Source organism: Hephaestia sp. MAHUQ-44 (genome assembly GCF_023806085.1).
GTDB lineage: Bacteria > Pseudomonadota > Alphaproteobacteria > Sphingomonadales > Sphingomonadaceae > Sphingomonas.
Window position 1 is genome coordinate 82,313 of sequence record NZ_JAMSLX010000005.1, and the last position, 13,578, is coordinate 95,890.

At 64.4% G+C, this 13,578-nt stretch carries 17 protein-coding genes, 1 tRNA gene and 1 pseudogene; 9 read left to right on the forward strand and 10 right to left on the reverse strand.

Going from position 1 to position 13,578, the window contains the following annotated elements; all coding sequences use genetic code 11:
• Positions 1–45: 45 nt before the first annotated feature.
• Complete coding sequence (locus NFE57_RS07015) at positions 46–345, reverse strand: superantigen-like protein SSL4 (protein WP_252134869.1); 300 nt, start codon at positions 343–345, stop codon at positions 46–48.
• 96 nt (positions 346–441) lie between these two features.
• Positions 442–1,434 (reverse strand): cysteine synthase A, encoded by a 993-nt coding sequence (locus NFE57_RS07020; protein ID WP_252134870.1) that lies wholly within the window; start codon positions 1,432–1,434, stop codon positions 442–444.
• A gap of 129 nt (positions 1,435–1,563) precedes the next feature.
• Between NFE57_RS07020 and NFE57_RS07025 the strand changes: the two genes are divergently transcribed.
• The 3 genes from NFE57_RS07025 to aat all read left to right on the forward strand — a co-directional run bounded on the left by NFE57_RS07025 (position 1,564) and on the right by aat (position 3,116).
• Positions 1,564–1,728 carry a hypothetical protein gene (locus tag NFE57_RS07025; protein ID WP_252134871.1) on the forward strand — a complete coding sequence of 55 codons (165 nt, stop codon included), beginning with the start codon at positions 1,564–1,566 and terminating at the stop codon, positions 1,726–1,728.
• 101 nt (positions 1,729–1,829) lie between these two features.
• Positions 1,830–2,207 carry a hypothetical protein gene (locus NFE57_RS07030; protein WP_252134872.1) on the forward strand — a complete coding sequence of 126 codons (378 nt, stop codon included), beginning with the start codon at positions 1,830–1,832 and terminating at the stop codon, positions 2,205–2,207.
• A 129-nt stretch (positions 2,208–2,336) separates the two neighbouring features.
• Positions 2,337–3,116: a leucyl/phenylalanyl-tRNA--protein transferase gene (gene aat, locus NFE57_RS07035; RefSeq protein ID WP_252134873.1), complete on the forward strand. Its 780-nt coding sequence runs from the start codon at positions 2,337–2,339 to the stop codon at positions 3,114–3,116.
• 35 nt (positions 3,117–3,151) lie between these two features.
• Here aat and NFE57_RS16745 read toward each other — a convergent pair.
• The 5 genes and pseudogenes from NFE57_RS16745 to NFE57_RS07060 all read right to left on the reverse strand — a co-directional run.
• Positions 3,152–3,598: pseudogene (locus tag NFE57_RS16745) on the reverse strand (DUF2155 domain-containing protein); the annotation flags it as partial.
• Positions 3,598–3,987 (reverse strand): NADH:ubiquinone oxidoreductase subunit NDUFA12, encoded by a 390-nt coding sequence (locus tag NFE57_RS07045; RefSeq protein ID WP_252134874.1) that lies wholly within the window; start codon positions 3,985–3,987, stop codon positions 3,598–3,600. The gene NFE57_RS07045 and the pseudogene NFE57_RS16745, both read right to left, overlap by 1 nt.
• A gap of 78 nt (positions 3,988–4,065) precedes the next feature.
• The gene (locus NFE57_RS07050) at positions 4,066–4,569 is read right to left on the reverse strand and encodes a DUF192 domain-containing protein (protein WP_252134875.1); all 504 of its coding nucleotides are present in this window, start codon (positions 4,567–4,569) and stop codon (positions 4,066–4,068) included.
• A gap of 17 nt (positions 4,570–4,586) precedes the next feature.
• A complete protein-coding gene (locus NFE57_RS07055; protein WP_286207723.1) occupies positions 4,587–5,168 on the reverse strand; it encodes a cold-shock protein in 582 nt (193 codons plus the stop codon).
• 84 nt (positions 5,169–5,252) lie between these two features.
• Entirely contained in the window at positions 5,253–5,789 is a 537-nt protein-coding gene (locus tag NFE57_RS07060) for a regulatory protein RecX (RefSeq protein WP_252134877.1), read from the reverse strand.
• Positions 5,790–5,904: 115 nt separating this feature from the next.
• Here NFE57_RS07060 and NFE57_RS07065 point away from each other — a divergent pair, with 115 nt between their 5' ends.
• On the forward strand, positions 5,905–7,680 hold the full coding sequence (locus NFE57_RS07065; RefSeq protein WP_382279867.1) for a fatty acyl-AMP ligase: 1,776 nt from the start codon (positions 5,905–5,907) through the stop codon (positions 7,678–7,680).
• Between the two features lie 113 nt (positions 7,681–7,793).
• Here the strand turns inward: NFE57_RS07065 and NFE57_RS07070 are convergent, their stop codons facing one another.
• The gene (locus NFE57_RS07070) at positions 7,794–7,973 is read right to left on the reverse strand and encodes a hypothetical protein (protein ID WP_252134878.1); all 180 of its coding nucleotides are present in this window, start codon (positions 7,971–7,973) and stop codon (positions 7,794–7,796) included.
• A gap of 11 nt (positions 7,974–7,984) precedes the next feature.
• Between NFE57_RS07070 and NFE57_RS07075 the strand changes: the two genes are divergently transcribed.
• From NFE57_RS07075 to nusG, 4 genes are all read left to right on the forward strand, one after another.
• On the forward strand, positions 7,985–8,128 hold the full coding sequence (locus tag NFE57_RS07075) for a hypothetical protein (protein WP_252134879.1): 144 nt from the start codon (positions 7,985–7,987) through the stop codon (positions 8,126–8,128).
• A 388-nt stretch (positions 8,129–8,516) separates the two neighbouring features.
• Positions 8,517–8,593 (forward strand) — tRNA-Trp (locus tag NFE57_RS07080).
• Between the two features lie 162 nt (positions 8,594–8,755).
• Complete coding sequence (gene secE / locus NFE57_RS07085) at positions 8,756–8,953, forward strand: preprotein translocase subunit SecE (RefSeq protein WP_252134880.1); 198 nt, start codon at positions 8,756–8,758, stop codon at positions 8,951–8,953.
• 31 nt (positions 8,954–8,984) lie between these two features.
• Positions 8,985–9,521, forward strand: a complete 537-nt coding sequence (gene nusG, locus NFE57_RS07090; RefSeq protein WP_252134881.1) for a transcription termination/antitermination protein NusG — start codon at positions 8,985–8,987, stop codon at positions 9,519–9,521.
• 252 nt (positions 9,522–9,773) lie between these two features.
• Here the strand turns inward: nusG and NFE57_RS07095 are convergent, their stop codons facing one another.
• On the reverse strand, positions 9,774–10,376 hold the full coding sequence (locus NFE57_RS07095; protein ID WP_252134882.1) for an outer membrane protein: 603 nt from the start codon (positions 10,374–10,376) through the stop codon (positions 9,774–9,776).
• Positions 10,377–10,967: 591 nt separating this feature from the next.
• Here NFE57_RS07095 and NFE57_RS07100 point away from each other — a divergent pair.
• Positions 10,968–12,452, forward strand: a complete 1,485-nt coding sequence (locus NFE57_RS07100; RefSeq protein WP_252134883.1) for a GGDEF domain-containing protein — start codon at positions 10,968–10,970, stop codon at positions 12,450–12,452.
• Positions 12,453–12,506: 54 nt separating this feature from the next.
• Here the strand turns inward: NFE57_RS07100 and NFE57_RS07105 are convergent, their stop codons facing one another.
• Positions 12,507–13,478 carry a hypothetical protein gene (locus tag NFE57_RS07105; protein WP_252134884.1) on the reverse strand — a complete coding sequence of 324 codons (972 nt, stop codon included), beginning with the start codon at positions 13,476–13,478 and terminating at the stop codon, positions 12,507–12,509.
• Between the last annotated feature and the right edge of the window lie 100 nt (positions 13,479–13,578).

A 13,578-nucleotide genomic window follows, 5' to 3' on the forward strand; every position in this document is an offset into this window, starting at 1 on the left:
CGCGCCCGTCCAAGCGCAGGTCAGTGCGATTCCATTAAGGCCTTGTCAGCGCGGCGGTGCGGCGGGCGTGGCAACGACCGTATTGGTCGGGGTCGTGCTGGGCGCAACGCCGAGCTCGGCCAGCGGTTCGCTGGGGGTACTCGCGGCGCCTTGCACGCTATTACCCAGCACCAGATTGGCAAGCACGTCCGATTGGGCGGCGCCAGCGAGGTCTCCCGGCGTGTCGCTGCTGGCCGAACTGAAGATGATGCTCGCCACGCCGATGAGCAGCAGCACGAGCGCAAGCCCGGTCATTGCCACCTTCACGCGCTGCATCGTCTGGCCTGAATCGTCGGTGGTCTTCATGCCGGAGCGAGGTGTAGCCGCGCCCGGCACGCTTGTCGATGCACAGCAGGGGCACCCGGCCTCGGAGAGAAGCGGCGCCGGCGCGTGCCCATCACCTCAGCGCGCGGCGAGCCATTCGGGAACGGACAGCCCCTTCGCCTCCAGCCAGTCCCGATTGTAGAGCGTCGAAAGATAGCGGAATCCGGTATCACACAGGATCGTCGCGATCCGCTTGCCCGGGCCAAGTTGCTTGGCAAGCCGGATCGCGCCAGCAACGTTGATGCCGGACGACAGGCCCAGGCATAGCCCTTCCTCAGCCAGTAGACGCCGAACCCAGGTCAACCCTTCCTCATCCGAGATGCGGAATTGCGTGTCGATCGGCGCGCCTTCGAGATTGGCGGTGATCCGCCCCTGCCCGATGCCTTCGGCAACCGAATTGCCCTCCGATTTCAGTTCGCCGTGCGCATAATATTCATAGAGCGCGGCGCCGTACGGATCGCTGAGCGCGATCGTGACCTTCTCGTCCTTCGCCTTGAGCCCGAGACCAATACCGGCCAGCGTACCACCGGTACCCACGGCGCAGGTAAAGCCATCGACGCGCCCGTCCATCTGCGCCCAGATTTCCTCGGCGGTGCCCTGGATATGCGCACGGCGGTTGGCGATATTGTCGAACTGGTTAGCCCAGATCGCGTTATCGGTTTCTTCGGCGATCCGGCGCGAGGTATGCACAAAATGGCCAGGGTTCGAATAAGGGGCGGCCGGCACGAGCACGAGTTCTGCGCCGAGCGCACGCAGCGTGTCCATTTTCTCGCGGCTCTGCGTCTCGGGCATGACGATGATCGTCTTGTAACCCTTGGCATTGGCCACCAGCGCGAGCCCGATTCCGGTATTGCCCGCGGTGCCCTCGACGATCGTCCCACCTGGCGCGAGTTGCCCCCTGGCCTCCGCGTCCTGGACGATGAACAGCGCCGCCCGATCTTTCACCGATGCCCCTGGGTTGGCGAATTCACACTTGCCGTAAATTTCGCCCCCGCTCGCTTCACTGGGCCCCTTGAGGCGAACGAGTGGGGTGTTGCCGATGAGCGCGAGCGTGTCGGAAGTTGTTTGCATGGCGTTCAGATACGCTTGTCATCCGCCCGTCGACAACCAAAGATCGCTTGACCCCATGCAAGCTGGACACGCGGTACTCGCCGCGGGCATCGCCCACCGATAGAAGGCCTCAAGCAAGGAGAGCCGCGCTTGATCCATCTATCGGTCGCCATCGCGCGGTTTATCGAAACCCTGCTCTGGGCGTTGGTGCGCGCGAGTCTTTCGCTCGCCGGGCTAGCGCTGCTCGGCGCCGTACTGCTCGGCCTCGGCTATTTCCTCGCCCGCTACGTCATCAGGCGCTCGCGGCAGCGGTGACATAAAGATGAGGAAACCATGCCGGCCGGCAATATTCTTATATAAAACGCCGTACAAACTTCTTGACGAACGGAGCCTCGTAAGCGAAGCACCGCGCCGCTATGAACACCCTATCCTTTACCGCCGCGGCGGCCGCGATCCTTCTGCTCGCCGGTTGCCAGCAGAAAGCCGAAACCGTCGACACCACCGCGCCGGATCCGATGGCTGCCGAACTCGCCAACGCACCCGCGGTCGAGCTGCCACCGTCGATGAAGGCGTCGGTCGCGTTCCGCTGCAAGGACAACAGCCTTGCGTTTGTCGACTTCTTCTCGGGTGACAAGCTCGCCAATCTGCGGACGAAAAAGGATGGCGAGATCATCCATCTCACCGCCGCGAATGCGGGCGATCCGCTCACGAACGAGGGTGGCTACAAGCTGACCGGCGACCAGAAGAGCATCACGCTCACCACGCCCAGCGGCACGCAAACCTGCAAACACTGAAACGCTCCAACGTGATCGAGCGCAAAAGGGGTCGGTATTGCCGGCCCCTTTTTGTATCTGCGGCTACCCTGCGGCGGCCAGTCGTGGCACATTCGCGCCATCCATGACCGCGCCCGCGACTCTCCGATCATGACGATGCTCGATCCGCATCTGGTGCTCGGCGCCTATGCGTCCGGGGTGTTCCCGATGGCGGACAGTCGTGACGCCGACAGCATTTTCTGGGTCGAACCACGCCAGCGCGCGATCCTGCCGCTCAACCGTTTCCGAGTCTCGCATTCGCTGCGCAAGACGATCGCAGCGGACCGGTTCCGCGTGACCGCCGATGCCGCCTTTGCGCAAGTGCTCCGGTTATGCGCCGAGCGGGCGGAGAACCGGGCCGATACCTGGATCAACCACGCAATCGAGCGCGTTTTCATCGAGTTGCATCGGATGGGCTATGCGCATTCGATCGAATGCTGGCGAGGCGACCGACTCGTCGGCGGGCTCTACGGCATGGCGCTCGGCCGCGCTTTTTTCGGCGAGAGCATGGTAAGTCGCGAAACCGACGCCTCAAAAGTCGCGCTCGCTTGGCTGATCGCGCGGCTCAAATACGGACGCTTCACGTTACTCGATTGCCAGTTCCAGACCGATCACCTCGCGTCACTGGGGGCCGTGGAGATATCGCGCGCCGATTATCTCGAGCTGTTGGGCTCAGCGCTGGACGAATTGGCTGGGGCGGGCGCTGGCGCGGCAGGCGTCGGAGTTGGCGCAGGCGCCTCGGCCTCGACAGCCGCCTCACTTGCGGATTCATCGCTGGCCTCACCCGATTTCTTCGCACTCGATGCGCCCGATCCAAGCGATCCGATCGCCACCGTCTCGGGGCCGGTATCGGGCCGCGCCATCGTGCAGCTCTTGGTCCACACATCATAGATCGGGTGCTGGACGACGTTCAGCCCCGGCCGTTCCTTGAACAGCCAGCCTGAAAACACACGCCGCCACTTCTGATCGAGTTGCTGCACATCGAGCTGGACGAACGCCCCGGTATAGTGCGTCTGCTCCCACGGTGCCGTTTCCTCGCATGCACGCAGCCGCACGATCACGTCGCCCACGCGCACTGCCTGCCCCGGCTTGAGCGTGATGTCGCGGCTTTCGCCGTTGCGCTTGTTGAGCAGCCCCAGCACCGCGACTCGCTGCGCCATCGGCGTCGTACCCGCCTCGCTGATCGCAGTTTGTGGCGTGTCGATCGTGACGATGTCCGAAGCGGCCTCACTGCCCTGCCCGACCGCAGCCGTCGTCGATGGCAATGGCGACGATCCGGCACCGGACGAGCGCATCGCGTCGATTCCCTGCCACGCACCCACAGCAAGCGCGGCCGCAAGTGCCGCTCCGCCAAGGAGCCGCAGGCGTGACATTATTCGGGAACCCAGGCTTCGTAATCACCGGTGGCGGCGGCGCGGTGTCCGCCCTTTTCGAGCGCACCGGGCGGCCGATAGGCGAGCGCGGTGCCCGTCATGTTGGGCGTGGCGGGCTTTTCCCAGCGCCGGACCTGCGGCAGTGCACGGTCGGGCACCTCATCGATCTGGTGGTGCAGCCATGAAAACCAGTCAGGCGGTACCCGGCTGGCATCGTTGGCGCCCTTATATATCACCCAACGCCGCGGCACGCCGTTTACGTCTTTACCGCCCTCGTAATAAGCGTTCCCCAGCGCATCCTCGCCGGCTCGACGCTTGCCGCGCAGCCCCATCCAGGTACCGAAGGTGGCGCCTTCCCACCAGGTGAAGGTTGATTTGAGCAGTCCCATGCCCGAGCGCTTACCGCGTGGAGCGAGCCCGGGCAACACTCGTTCAGTCAGTCGGTCGCGTTGGCGCCGCGTACGAGATCAACCGTCCGCACCCGGCCAAGTCACCCTATCGTTTTCCCCGATCCCGAGTTCTGCCGTCCGCCCGCCACGCAGTTCGAGCACCGCACCTACCGGCTCGCCCGACCCGATCGGATCGGTCGAATAAGGCGTCGTATTTTCGGCAATCCGCGCGATCGTGTGGTCAGGACGGATATAGATGATGTCGAGCGGGCTCGGCGTGTTCTTCATCCAGAAGCTCGCCTCGCGCGGCGGCCCGCCACCGGCGGGGTATGGCCAGAAGAGCATGCCGCCATCCTTGGGGATGTCGGTACGGAACATCAGCCCCCGCTCCTGCTCGGCGGCGGTCTTCGCGGGCTCGACTTCGAAATGGTGGGTGCCGGTCGTGGCGCTGGTGATAGTGACCGCGATCATCTTGGCGGCCACGGCGTCATTGGTGGCGGTACCGGCCGCATTGCCGCCGGTACAGGCGGCGGGAACGGCCATGGCGGCAGCAAAGAGCGCCACGATGATTCGCGAAGTCATGCTGCCCTACCTTCTTTTCAATGCGCGTCGTCGATCGCTTCGACCGCGACCGCAAGCGGTCCCTTGCCGGCGTCCACAACGCGCGCGCGGAGCAACTGATCCGGCTCTATGTCGATAATATCGGCGCGACGCAGTGTCTCGATATGGATGAAGATATCCGCAGACCCGGCTTCACGCACCAAAAATCCGTAGCCTTTGAGCCGGTTGAACCATTTCACCCGGACCGGCTCGAAATCCCCCGCATTGTCGGCAAGCGCATCGACATCATTATGCGTGCTGCGCGAGCGCGGCGTCGGCTCGATCGCATTGCTGAGGTCGATCGAAAGAATCTCGCGTGCCTGAAGGCCGCGATCGCGATGGACCGCGATACAATGCACCCGCGCGCCTTCGGGCAAGCTGCGCCGGCCATGCGGCTGAAGCACGGTGAAGTGGATCAGGATGTCGCCCACACCGGGCTCATCGGCGACGATGAACCCGAATCCCCGCGTGACATCGAACCATTTGAGCGTGCCGCTATAGGCACGCTCTCCCCCCCCCAGATCGATTGCTTCGTCTGTCTGTTCCGGTGCGCGTGGCACCGGTTGCGGACTCACACTCATCACGACTACCCCCAGCCACCTTCTCTATCACAAGAAAGCGCCGAGTCTAAAAGGTTGAGCCTTCGTTTACGGCTGCGGCGCGGTTTACGATTGTATCGATTCGGGGCGCGCGGGCTCCTCACCCGGCGCCATCGCGACGATTCGGCACGCGATCGCGAAATCATGACCGCCACGAATCATCGCCGCCAGATGCCTCTCACGCAGCGGGCGATCAGGCACCGATGGCGCGAACGGGCCGATTCGCCGCCGCCGGGCAAAAGCAAGCGCCGCATCCAGCACCGCCGATTCGACGATCGCCGTCGCGGTGTCGCTATCCTCCTCGGCAACCCCCGCGGCATGCAGCGCCATCGCAACGCGGCGCCCGCCCAGCCCGCGGCGGGTCATCGATCGCGCCCGCGCCTCCGCGAAAGCGCGATCATCGATATAGCCGAGTGCGGCCATCCGTTCCGCGACATCGACGGGATCAATCGGGGCGCCTTCCCACCCTCGCTCACGCATCTTGCGCGCCAGATACGTCGCGAGTCGCGCGCGAGTCGTCGCGAAACGCTCGACGTAACGGAGCGCGAGTCGATCGAGCGCCGCGGCGTCTAGCGGTTTTGGGGAACGTCGTTGGCCGGGCATGACGCCATCATTGTGCCACAGTCACAACGGAATTTGAACGCTAGCGCGGGGCAGAGCGATCTTGACCGCGGCGTGCGGTCGACTTTTTAAGACACTGCGCGAGGGGCGCGAAGGAATGATGTCCAACGAACTCGAGCGGATCGATGCCGCCGATACGGCAGCACCGCTTGCAACACCGACCGAGGACAGCCTCCAGCGGCGCTGGGCCGATTTCGCCACGCTTGGCGAAGCGCTCGACTATGCGGCGACCGGTGCGCGCGGCTTCAATTTCCACGATCCGCGCGGGGCGCTGGTGCGTGCCTATTCGTTCGCCGAACTCCGCGACGACGCACTCGATTGCGCCTATCGCCTGATCGCCCGTGGCATCGTCCCCGGCGACCGCATCGCGCTCGTCGCCGAAACCGGCCCCGAATTCGGCGCCCTGTTCTTTGGCGCGGTCTATGCCGGTGCCTGGCCGGTGCCGCTGCCGCTGCCGACCTCGTTCGGCGGCAAGGAATCCTATGTCGAACAGCTCCGCGTCCAGCTTTCGAGCTGTGATCCGCGCCTGCTGATCTTCCCGCCCGAGCTTGCCGACATGGCGCTCGACGCCGCCCGCCTTGCGCAGGTCGAGGGCGTGGATTGGGCCAGTCTCGCGACTGCCGTGGCGCACGAAGTACCGTTGCCGCCCGCCAAGAGCGACGACATTGCCTATCTGCAATATTCGAGCGGTTCGACGCGTTTTCCACACGGCGTCATCATCACGCATCACGCCTTGCTCAACAATCTTGCGGCCCACGCCAACGGTATGCAGCTGATCGACACCGACCGCTGCATTTCATGGCTTCCCTGGTATCACGACATGGGGCTGGTCGGCTGCTTCCTGTCACCGGTCGCCAATCAGGTATCGGTCGATTATCTCAAGACCGAGGATTTCGCGCGACGTCCGCTCGCGTGGCTCGATCTCATCACCCGCACGACCAAGGCCGGCGGCACCACGATCAGCTATTCGCCGACCTTCGGCTACGACATCTGCGCGCGCCGTATGTCGAGCCAGACCCGCGCCTCGGAACGGTTCGATCTGTCGAGCTGGCGACTCGCGGGCAACGGTGCCGACATGATTCGGCCCGACGTGATGCAGAGCTTCGTCGATGCTTTTGCCGACGCGGGTTTCCAGGCCTCGGCCTTCCTGCCGAGCTACGGCCTCGCCGAAGCGACGCTGGCGGTGTCGATCATGCCGCCGGGCGAAGGCATTCGCGTCGAACTCGTCGAGGAAACGCAGCTTTCGGGTATCCCCGCAGGCCAGGACCGGCCGCAACGCTTCCGCGCGATCGTCAATTGCGGCCGACCGGTCAAGGACATGACGGTCGAGGTCCGCGAGGAAGACGGTACGCCGCTGCCCGACGGCGCGATCGGCAAGATCTGGTGTTCGGGGCCATCGCTGATGACCGGCTATTTCCGTGATTCCGACGCGACCGACGCGTGCATGACCGATGGATGGCTCGACACCGGCGACATGGGCTATGTCTCCAATGGCTACGTCTATATCGTCGGCCGGGCCAAGGACATGATCATCGTCAACGGCCGCAACCATTGGCCGCAGGACATCGAATGGGCGGTCGAGCAACTCCCCGGTTTCAAAGCCGGCGACATCGCGGCGTTCGCGATCACCACCCCCGGTGGCGAAGAGACCCCCGCGGTGCTCGTCCAATGCCGCACCTCGGACGATGCCGAGCGCCAGCGGCTGCGCGACGAGATCCGCGAACGCGTCCGTTCGGTCACGGGCATGAATTGCGTGATCGAACTGGTGCCGCCGCGCACGCTGCCGCGCACCAGCTCGGGCAAATTGAGCCGTACCAAGGCGCGCAACCTCTATCTCGCCGGCGAGATCAAGCCTTACGCGATCGCGGCCTGAGCGCACGGGACCGCGACGGTGGCCAATCCACCTTGTCGTCAGCGCGGCCCTGATAACATTGCGCTGTGAATCGCTCGTGCCGGGCTGGATTCTGTCCAGACGGGCCGGCCTCATCAGTTTGACCAGCACCGCGGGCTCGCCTCGCGTAATCGCACCTCGACGACCGCGAGCGTGGGCGACGCACGCGATACGATGCCCGAAAGCATCGCGCTGACCGCGATCTGGTCGGTGATCCCATTCGCGATCGGTCCGCCGGCGAGCGCGAGCGAAGCGCTGGGTCTGTGGGTCGTCATCTCGCTGCTGGATGACCGCATCGGCGGTGTCGCTGGCAGGGTTGCCTCTGGCGACGCTCGCGTTCCTCGGATTCCTCGGCAGTACGGTGACCGTAACGCTCGCGCTCGTCAGCGGACCGCTGCTCGCGATGGGCGCGGGCTGTTGCTCATGCTGAGCTGCCTTCGCCGCGGCCACACGCTGGCGGTGATTCGCGCGGGCGAAATCGCGCTCGTCGAACATGATGATACGATGCGGCTATTGCTGCGCGATTTCGCAGATCAGCGCGCCGACTGGTTGTGGGAGATCGGCGCCGCACGCCCCATCGTGCGTGCCAGCCTACGGCTCTACCACGCCGTCGGGCCCGATCAGATGCATTCAACGGGATGCCGTTCCTCCAGATTTCGACCGGACCGACGTAGGACCAGGGCAATTTTTCGGCCGTCCGCTGCCGGTCGGCGAAGCACGCCCGATCGCATGCGGCCCCTTCGATAATTCATCCATCGCCATCGCCCGACCCGAAGCATATTGCCCCAGCGGGAAAGGATGGGTAGGGGCGGGGGCGTAGGGGCGTAGCTCAGTTGGTTAGAGCGTCGGTCTCCAAAACCGAAGGCCCTCGGTTCGAATCCGAGCGCCCCTGCCATCCGTCGTGCCGCGCCCTTGCCCGCGGCGGGCCCTTGTGTTTCGGAATATCCGACGCTATCTCGCGGTCACTTTTCCGACATCGCGGACAGGGCTAGCGGTTGACCAGCACCGGGCACCGGGCCATGTCCCTTTTTCGGTATTATTGGAAGAGCACAGCCCCGTGGCCAAGACGTCCCCGATCGAGTTCATCCGGCAGGTTCAGGCCGAGACCCGCAAAGTCGTGTGGCCCGGCCGGCGCCAGACGGTGATGACCGCGGTGATGGTGATCGTCATGACCTCGATGCTCGCGCTGTTCTTCGTCGGCATCGATTCGATCTTCGACGCGATCGTCAAGGCATTGCTGTCGCTCGCCGGCTGACCTCAAAAGACAAGGGACAAGGGACATATCCATGTCGCGTTGGTACATCATCCACGCCTATTCCGGCTTCGAGGGCAAGGTCCGCGATGCGATCATGGCCGAGGCCGAACGCATGGGCCTCGAGCAGCTCGTCGAACAGATCGAGGTGCCCACCGAGACCGTGACCGAGGCGCGTCGCGGCAAGAAGGTTCAGGTCGAGCGCAAGTTCATGCCGGGCTATGTGCTCGCCAAGCTGATCATGACCGACGACGTGTACCACCTCGTCAAGAACACCCCGAAGGTGACGGGCTTCCTGGGCGCGAGCGGCAAGCCGCAGGCGATCAGCGACAAGGAAGCCGCGCGGATGCTCAATTCGAAGGAAGAGGCCGCCGCCGCCCCCAAGACGCAGATCAAGGTCGATTACGAGATCGGCGATGCGGTCAAGGTACTCGAAGGCCCGTTCGCGAGCTTCAACGGCACCGTCGAGGAACTCGATTTCGACAAGGCCAAGGTCAAGGTATCGGTCTCGATCTTCGGCCGCGCCACCCCAGTCGAACTCGATTTCGAGCAGGTCGAGCGGTCCAAGTAAGGCGGAGCGAGGCGATTAGCGCACGCTAATCGCCGCTCGCGCGCACGCGACGCGAACGCCCGGCCGGCGGGTCGGCACCGCCGACCCCGTCCGACGACGCGGGATTTACTCCCGCGTCGGGCTAGCGACGGCGTTGCGGCCGATCGCTCCCCCCCTCCTCCCCCGCACGCCCGCCCGTTACGCGGCGGCCAAAAAGAAGGCCGCGCATCGTGCGATGCGCGGCCCAGGTTGCGTGATCGGGAAATCTAAAGATCAGAAGCGGAAGCTGGCGCCCGCGCGCACCTGGCCGTTGCCGACCTTGACGCCATTGCCGATCCCGGCGCTGTTGTAATCGTTCGCGATATATTCGACGCGGACCGACGCCTTGCTGCCGACGCGGGTTTCGATGCCGCCGCCATATTGGAAGCCGGTCTGCGAATTGGCGTAGGTATCGACGCCGTCCGAGAGCTTGAAGCGCGTGTCGATGACGCCGCCGCGCGCGTAGACCGCCGTGCTGTCGTTGATCATCGTGCCGACGCGGGCCGACGCACCGAAGCTGCCGCGAGCCTTGGCCGAATAGGTGTCACCGGCATAGGTGGCGCTGATCTTGGCGGCGCTGAGGTTGCCGAACGCTTCGACGCCGACGAAGATGCTCGACGTGAGCGGCAGGTCATAGCCGGCGAACACACCGCCAACGACGCCGTTGCCGCTGATGCCGTCAAAATCAATCCCGGAACCAAGGACGTCTTCGCCCTTAACTTCGTAGCCGTCGTGGCCAATTTCTACGCCGACATACGGGCCAGCGAAGGTCTGAGCGGAAGCAGGCACAGCAAAAGCGACCGCGACAGCCGCCGCAGCCAGAACAATATTCTTCATGTAATGGGACTCTCTTACGATAATTAAAGCATTACTCGCGCAATATTTCCCGTATCGTTATTTTCTTGCGCAGGCGGACCGTTAGCAACCGCGCGCCCGGCCTGACAAGCGCCAATGCCGCGGATCGCCGACAAGTCGTTTCGATGTGGTAATTACGCCACAAAATGCCCGTGTGCCGTAGCGTCAACCGTGGCTTAGGCTGGTATCCGCGGATGACGGTTTACGCTGGCTTCGATATACAAGCCACGACATCGGTGATGGCGACGCCTCCCCCTTTTCCCGTCGTTCAAAGCGCCGAACGAGAGCGATTATCCCAGAGCCTCGTTGCGATGGGGACGCATGGCAGCGAAGATGGGCGATCCATAACGGCAGTTTTAGAGGGTAGCTTGCGGATAGCGGCCCTTCGAAGCGGCAGCCTTCGATGGCAGCTACAGCCCCCCAGACTCGGCCCGGCAAGGCCCTGTCCCCTTACTCCGACAACTGCCGTCGCGTGCCGGACGCTATCGACGCGACGTTCGTTGCCGACGAAGTTACCCTATATTCACGGACTTGTAAGAGGATCGGGCGACAAGTTTTGCGAGCCGTGAATCCATGCCCACCCCATACAGCCAACGGTCGGTATCACACGCATTTCCAAAGGTCGCGTGGGCACAGCTCGCATCGATCGCGATCTTTGCATTCCTGGCCCTGCATGCGCTCACGATCGTCACCATCGGCGACAATGCCAAAGCCGGCTCTTATCTTTTTCTAATCGCTGCGCCTCTCGTAGCGGCAGCGGCCTGTGCCGGGCGCGCCAGGCAGGAGCGAAATTATCAAGGATGGACCGAATTAGGGCTTGCGCTCCTGTTGTGGGCGACCGGCATGGCCATCAACATGAGTGTCGACCTGATGCTGGCGAGGCCGCTCGACGTGCCGGGCATCAGCATGTTGTTCTACGTGCTGTACGGCGTTCCCTTGATCTTTGCGGTGGCAAGTCCCGCGCACGAGCAAGGACATATCCGGATCATCGACGGCGTTCTGGCCTTAACGCTCGGCGCGCTTTTCTGGCTTCACACTTTCAGCTTTGCCGCTTTCGATCAGGCAAGCGCGGAGGGCGTCCTCGCTATTCGCTGGCTGTTCGACGTCGAAAATTGCTTCATCGCGATGTTTGCTCTCGTTCGCTGGCAAGCGTCTTCGAATCCCCAGCGCCGATCCTTCTTTGCTATCCTGACCGGCTTCGCGATCCTCTACGGCATCGTTGCCGCATATATCAATCACCTGGCCTCGGAGATCGACTTCGGCAACCTGCCCGATCTGGCAATCGCGCTCCCCTTTCTCTGGCTGGCATGGGCGGTGCGCCCCGGGCGCAAGCAACGCACGCCGTTGTGGCGGCCCGCTTCGCGCTTCTCGCTGGCCGTTCGCGCGGGTAGCCCCCTAATGCTTCCCGCCACGCTCCTGATCGTGGCGTGCACGCTGATATACCGGGCCCCGCAGGTCGCCGCGGCAGGGTTCGTCGTCGGGACCCTGGGCTATGGCCTACGAAATGTCCTGGCACAGATGCGCGGGATCGCGGAACAGGACAGGCTCAACCGGCTGAGCCACCTGGACGCATTGACCGGACTGCCCAACCGTCGGCAATTCGATACGACGTTGCAGCGGGAATGGGCGCGCGCACGCCGACTGAACAACGCGTTTGCCATACTCATAATCGACATCGATCACTTCAAGCTCCTCAACGACAAATTCGGCCATCTGGTGGGGGACGAACGCCTTCGCGACGTCGCGCAAGAACTCTCCTCCTGCCTTGTGCGTGGCGACGATTTCGTGGCGCGTTATGGCGGCGAGGAGTTTGTGGCGATTCTATCCGGCGCGACCGAAACCTCCGCCATCGCGATGGCAGAAAAGATGCGCAAGGCGGTGTTGGCCCGGGCCCTGCCTACGGCCGCGCCCGGCGGAATCGTCACCGTCAGCATCGGGCTCGCCTGGGTAGCGACGCCCTCAGCCGATCCGGCTGACCTGATGGTGTCGAAGGCTGACGCCGCCCTTTACAGGGCAAAGAACCAAGGTCGCAATCGAGTAGAACATCGTCCGCAATAACAGCGAACAGCCCGTTATCGGTGCCATTCAAGCCCATAAGCAACCGGCCCGACATCACCCCTTCGCCTCCCAATCCTTCAACCGCCAGCCGCCGAACAGCGCGGGCTTGCCGATGCCCTTATCGGCCTCCGCCTCCCCGGCCCCGTCCGCCGGGCGGCGCTGCGCGTTGCTCCAGCCCGTCACCTGATCGAGCGCGGGCAGCGGGGGCGGGGCGGGCTCGAACGGCGACGGCTGCCGCCCCTCGCGACGGGCGGCTTCGGCGACGTCGAACGCCTCGCGGGCGCGCTGCTGGCGGGCCGCGTACATCTCACCGAGGCGGAACGACCAGGCGTCGCTGCTCTCGCCGCGGCGGCGCTTGATATAATCGGGCTCGCTCCACAGCCACGCCTCCTTCTGGTGGAGGTAGAGAAGCTGGAGCGCCTCGGCCGCGGTCATCCGCGGGATCGGCGGGGGATCGTTATGGCGCCACGCATCGTCTTCATAGGCGGCGGGCAGATAGCTTTCGAGCAGCGCCTGTTCGAGCCGTTCGTAGCCGATCTGAAGCGCGAGCCGCCATTCGCGGGCGAAGCCGGGGTTATGGCGGCGGTGCGCATAGAAGGCCGCATGGGTGAAGCCCGCCGCGGCGGCGCTGAGGCGGACGTTGGCGGTCGCCGAGAGCGCGGCGAGGAACGCCTGTTGGTGCGCCGGCGTGAGGCGGCGGCGGCCACCGGGGCGGCGGAGCTGGAGGCGGCCCGAGGGGGTGCGGTGGAGGGTGGCGCCGAGGGTGGTGTCGCCCCCTCCACCACCGGCCTGTGGCCGGCGGTCCCCCTCCCCGTGCCGGGGAGGTATGGAGAGAGTTGCGTGCGCGAGTGCCAGAGCGGCGTCCCATTGGGTGGCGAAATGGGGGTGCGCGTTGCGGCGGCGGGTGAATTTGGCGCGGTGGGCGCCGACCGCGCGGGCGGCCTCATGCGCGTTGCCGGTGCGGGCAAGCGCGTTCAGGAAGGCGCGGTTTTCCTGATGCTGGGCGCGGGTGAAGGGTCTGGGCATCGTCGCTCCTTTCGCGTGGCGCGCGGGCGACATGTTATTCAGCGCAGAATTTCCTACATTGCAACAGCCGGACCGCAGCGCAGCGATTGCATTTGCAGGG

Bases quoted from the DNA above. Each gene is read 5' to 3' on its own strand.
- nusG (WP_252134881.1), top strand. From the start codon at position 8,985: ATGTCGCGTTGGTACATCATCCACGCCTATTCCGGCTTCGAGGGCAAG.
- NFE57_RS07045 (WP_252134874.1), bottom strand. From the start codon at position 3,987: ATGGGACTGCTCAAATCAACCTTCACCTGGTGGGAAGGCGCCACCTTC.
- NFE57_RS07055 (WP_286207723.1), bottom strand. From the start codon at position 5,168: ATGAGTGTGAGTCCGCAACCGGTGCCACGCGCACCGGAACAGACAGAC.
- NFE57_RS07050 (WP_252134875.1), bottom strand. From the start codon at position 4,569: ATGACTTCGCGAATCATCGTGGCGCTCTTTGCTGCCGCCATGGCCGTT.
- NFE57_RS07015 (WP_252134869.1), bottom strand. From the start codon at position 345: ATGAAGACCACCGACGATTCAGGCCAGACGATGCAGCGCGTGAAGGTG.
- NFE57_RS07075 (WP_252134879.1), top strand. From the start codon at position 7,985: ATGACCGCATCGGCGGTGTCGCTGGCAGGGTTGCCTCTGGCGACGCTC.
- NFE57_RS07100 (WP_252134883.1), top strand. From the start codon at position 10,968: ATGCCCACCCCATACAGCCAACGGTCGGTATCACACGCATTTCCAAAG.
- NFE57_RS07095 (WP_252134882.1), bottom strand. From the start codon at position 10,376: ATGAAGAATATTGTTCTGGCTGCGGCGGCTGTCGCGGTCGCTTTTGCT.
- NFE57_RS07065 (WP_382279867.1), top strand. From the start codon at position 5,905: ATGATGTCCAACGAACTCGAGCGGATCGATGCCGCCGATACGGCAGCA.
- NFE57_RS07060 (WP_252134877.1), bottom strand. From the start codon at position 5,789: ATGCCCGGCCAACGACGTTCCCCAAAACCGCTAGACGCCGCGGCGCTC.
- NFE57_RS07020 (WP_252134870.1), bottom strand. From the start codon at position 1,434: ATGCAAACAACTTCCGACACGCTCGCGCTCATCGGCAACACCCCACTC.
- NFE57_RS07105 (WP_252134884.1), bottom strand. From the start codon at position 13,478: ATGCCCAGACCCTTCACCCGCGCCCAGCATCAGGAAAACCGCGCCTTC.
- NFE57_RS07070 (WP_252134878.1), bottom strand. From the start codon at position 7,973: ATGACGACCCACAGACCCAGCGCTTCGCTCGCGCTCGCCGGCGGACCG.
- NFE57_RS07030 (WP_252134872.1), top strand. From the start codon at position 1,830: ATGAACACCCTATCCTTTACCGCCGCGGCGGCCGCGATCCTTCTGCTC.
- aat (WP_252134873.1), top strand. From the start codon at position 2,337: ATGACGATGCTCGATCCGCATCTGGTGCTCGGCGCCTATGCGTCCGGG.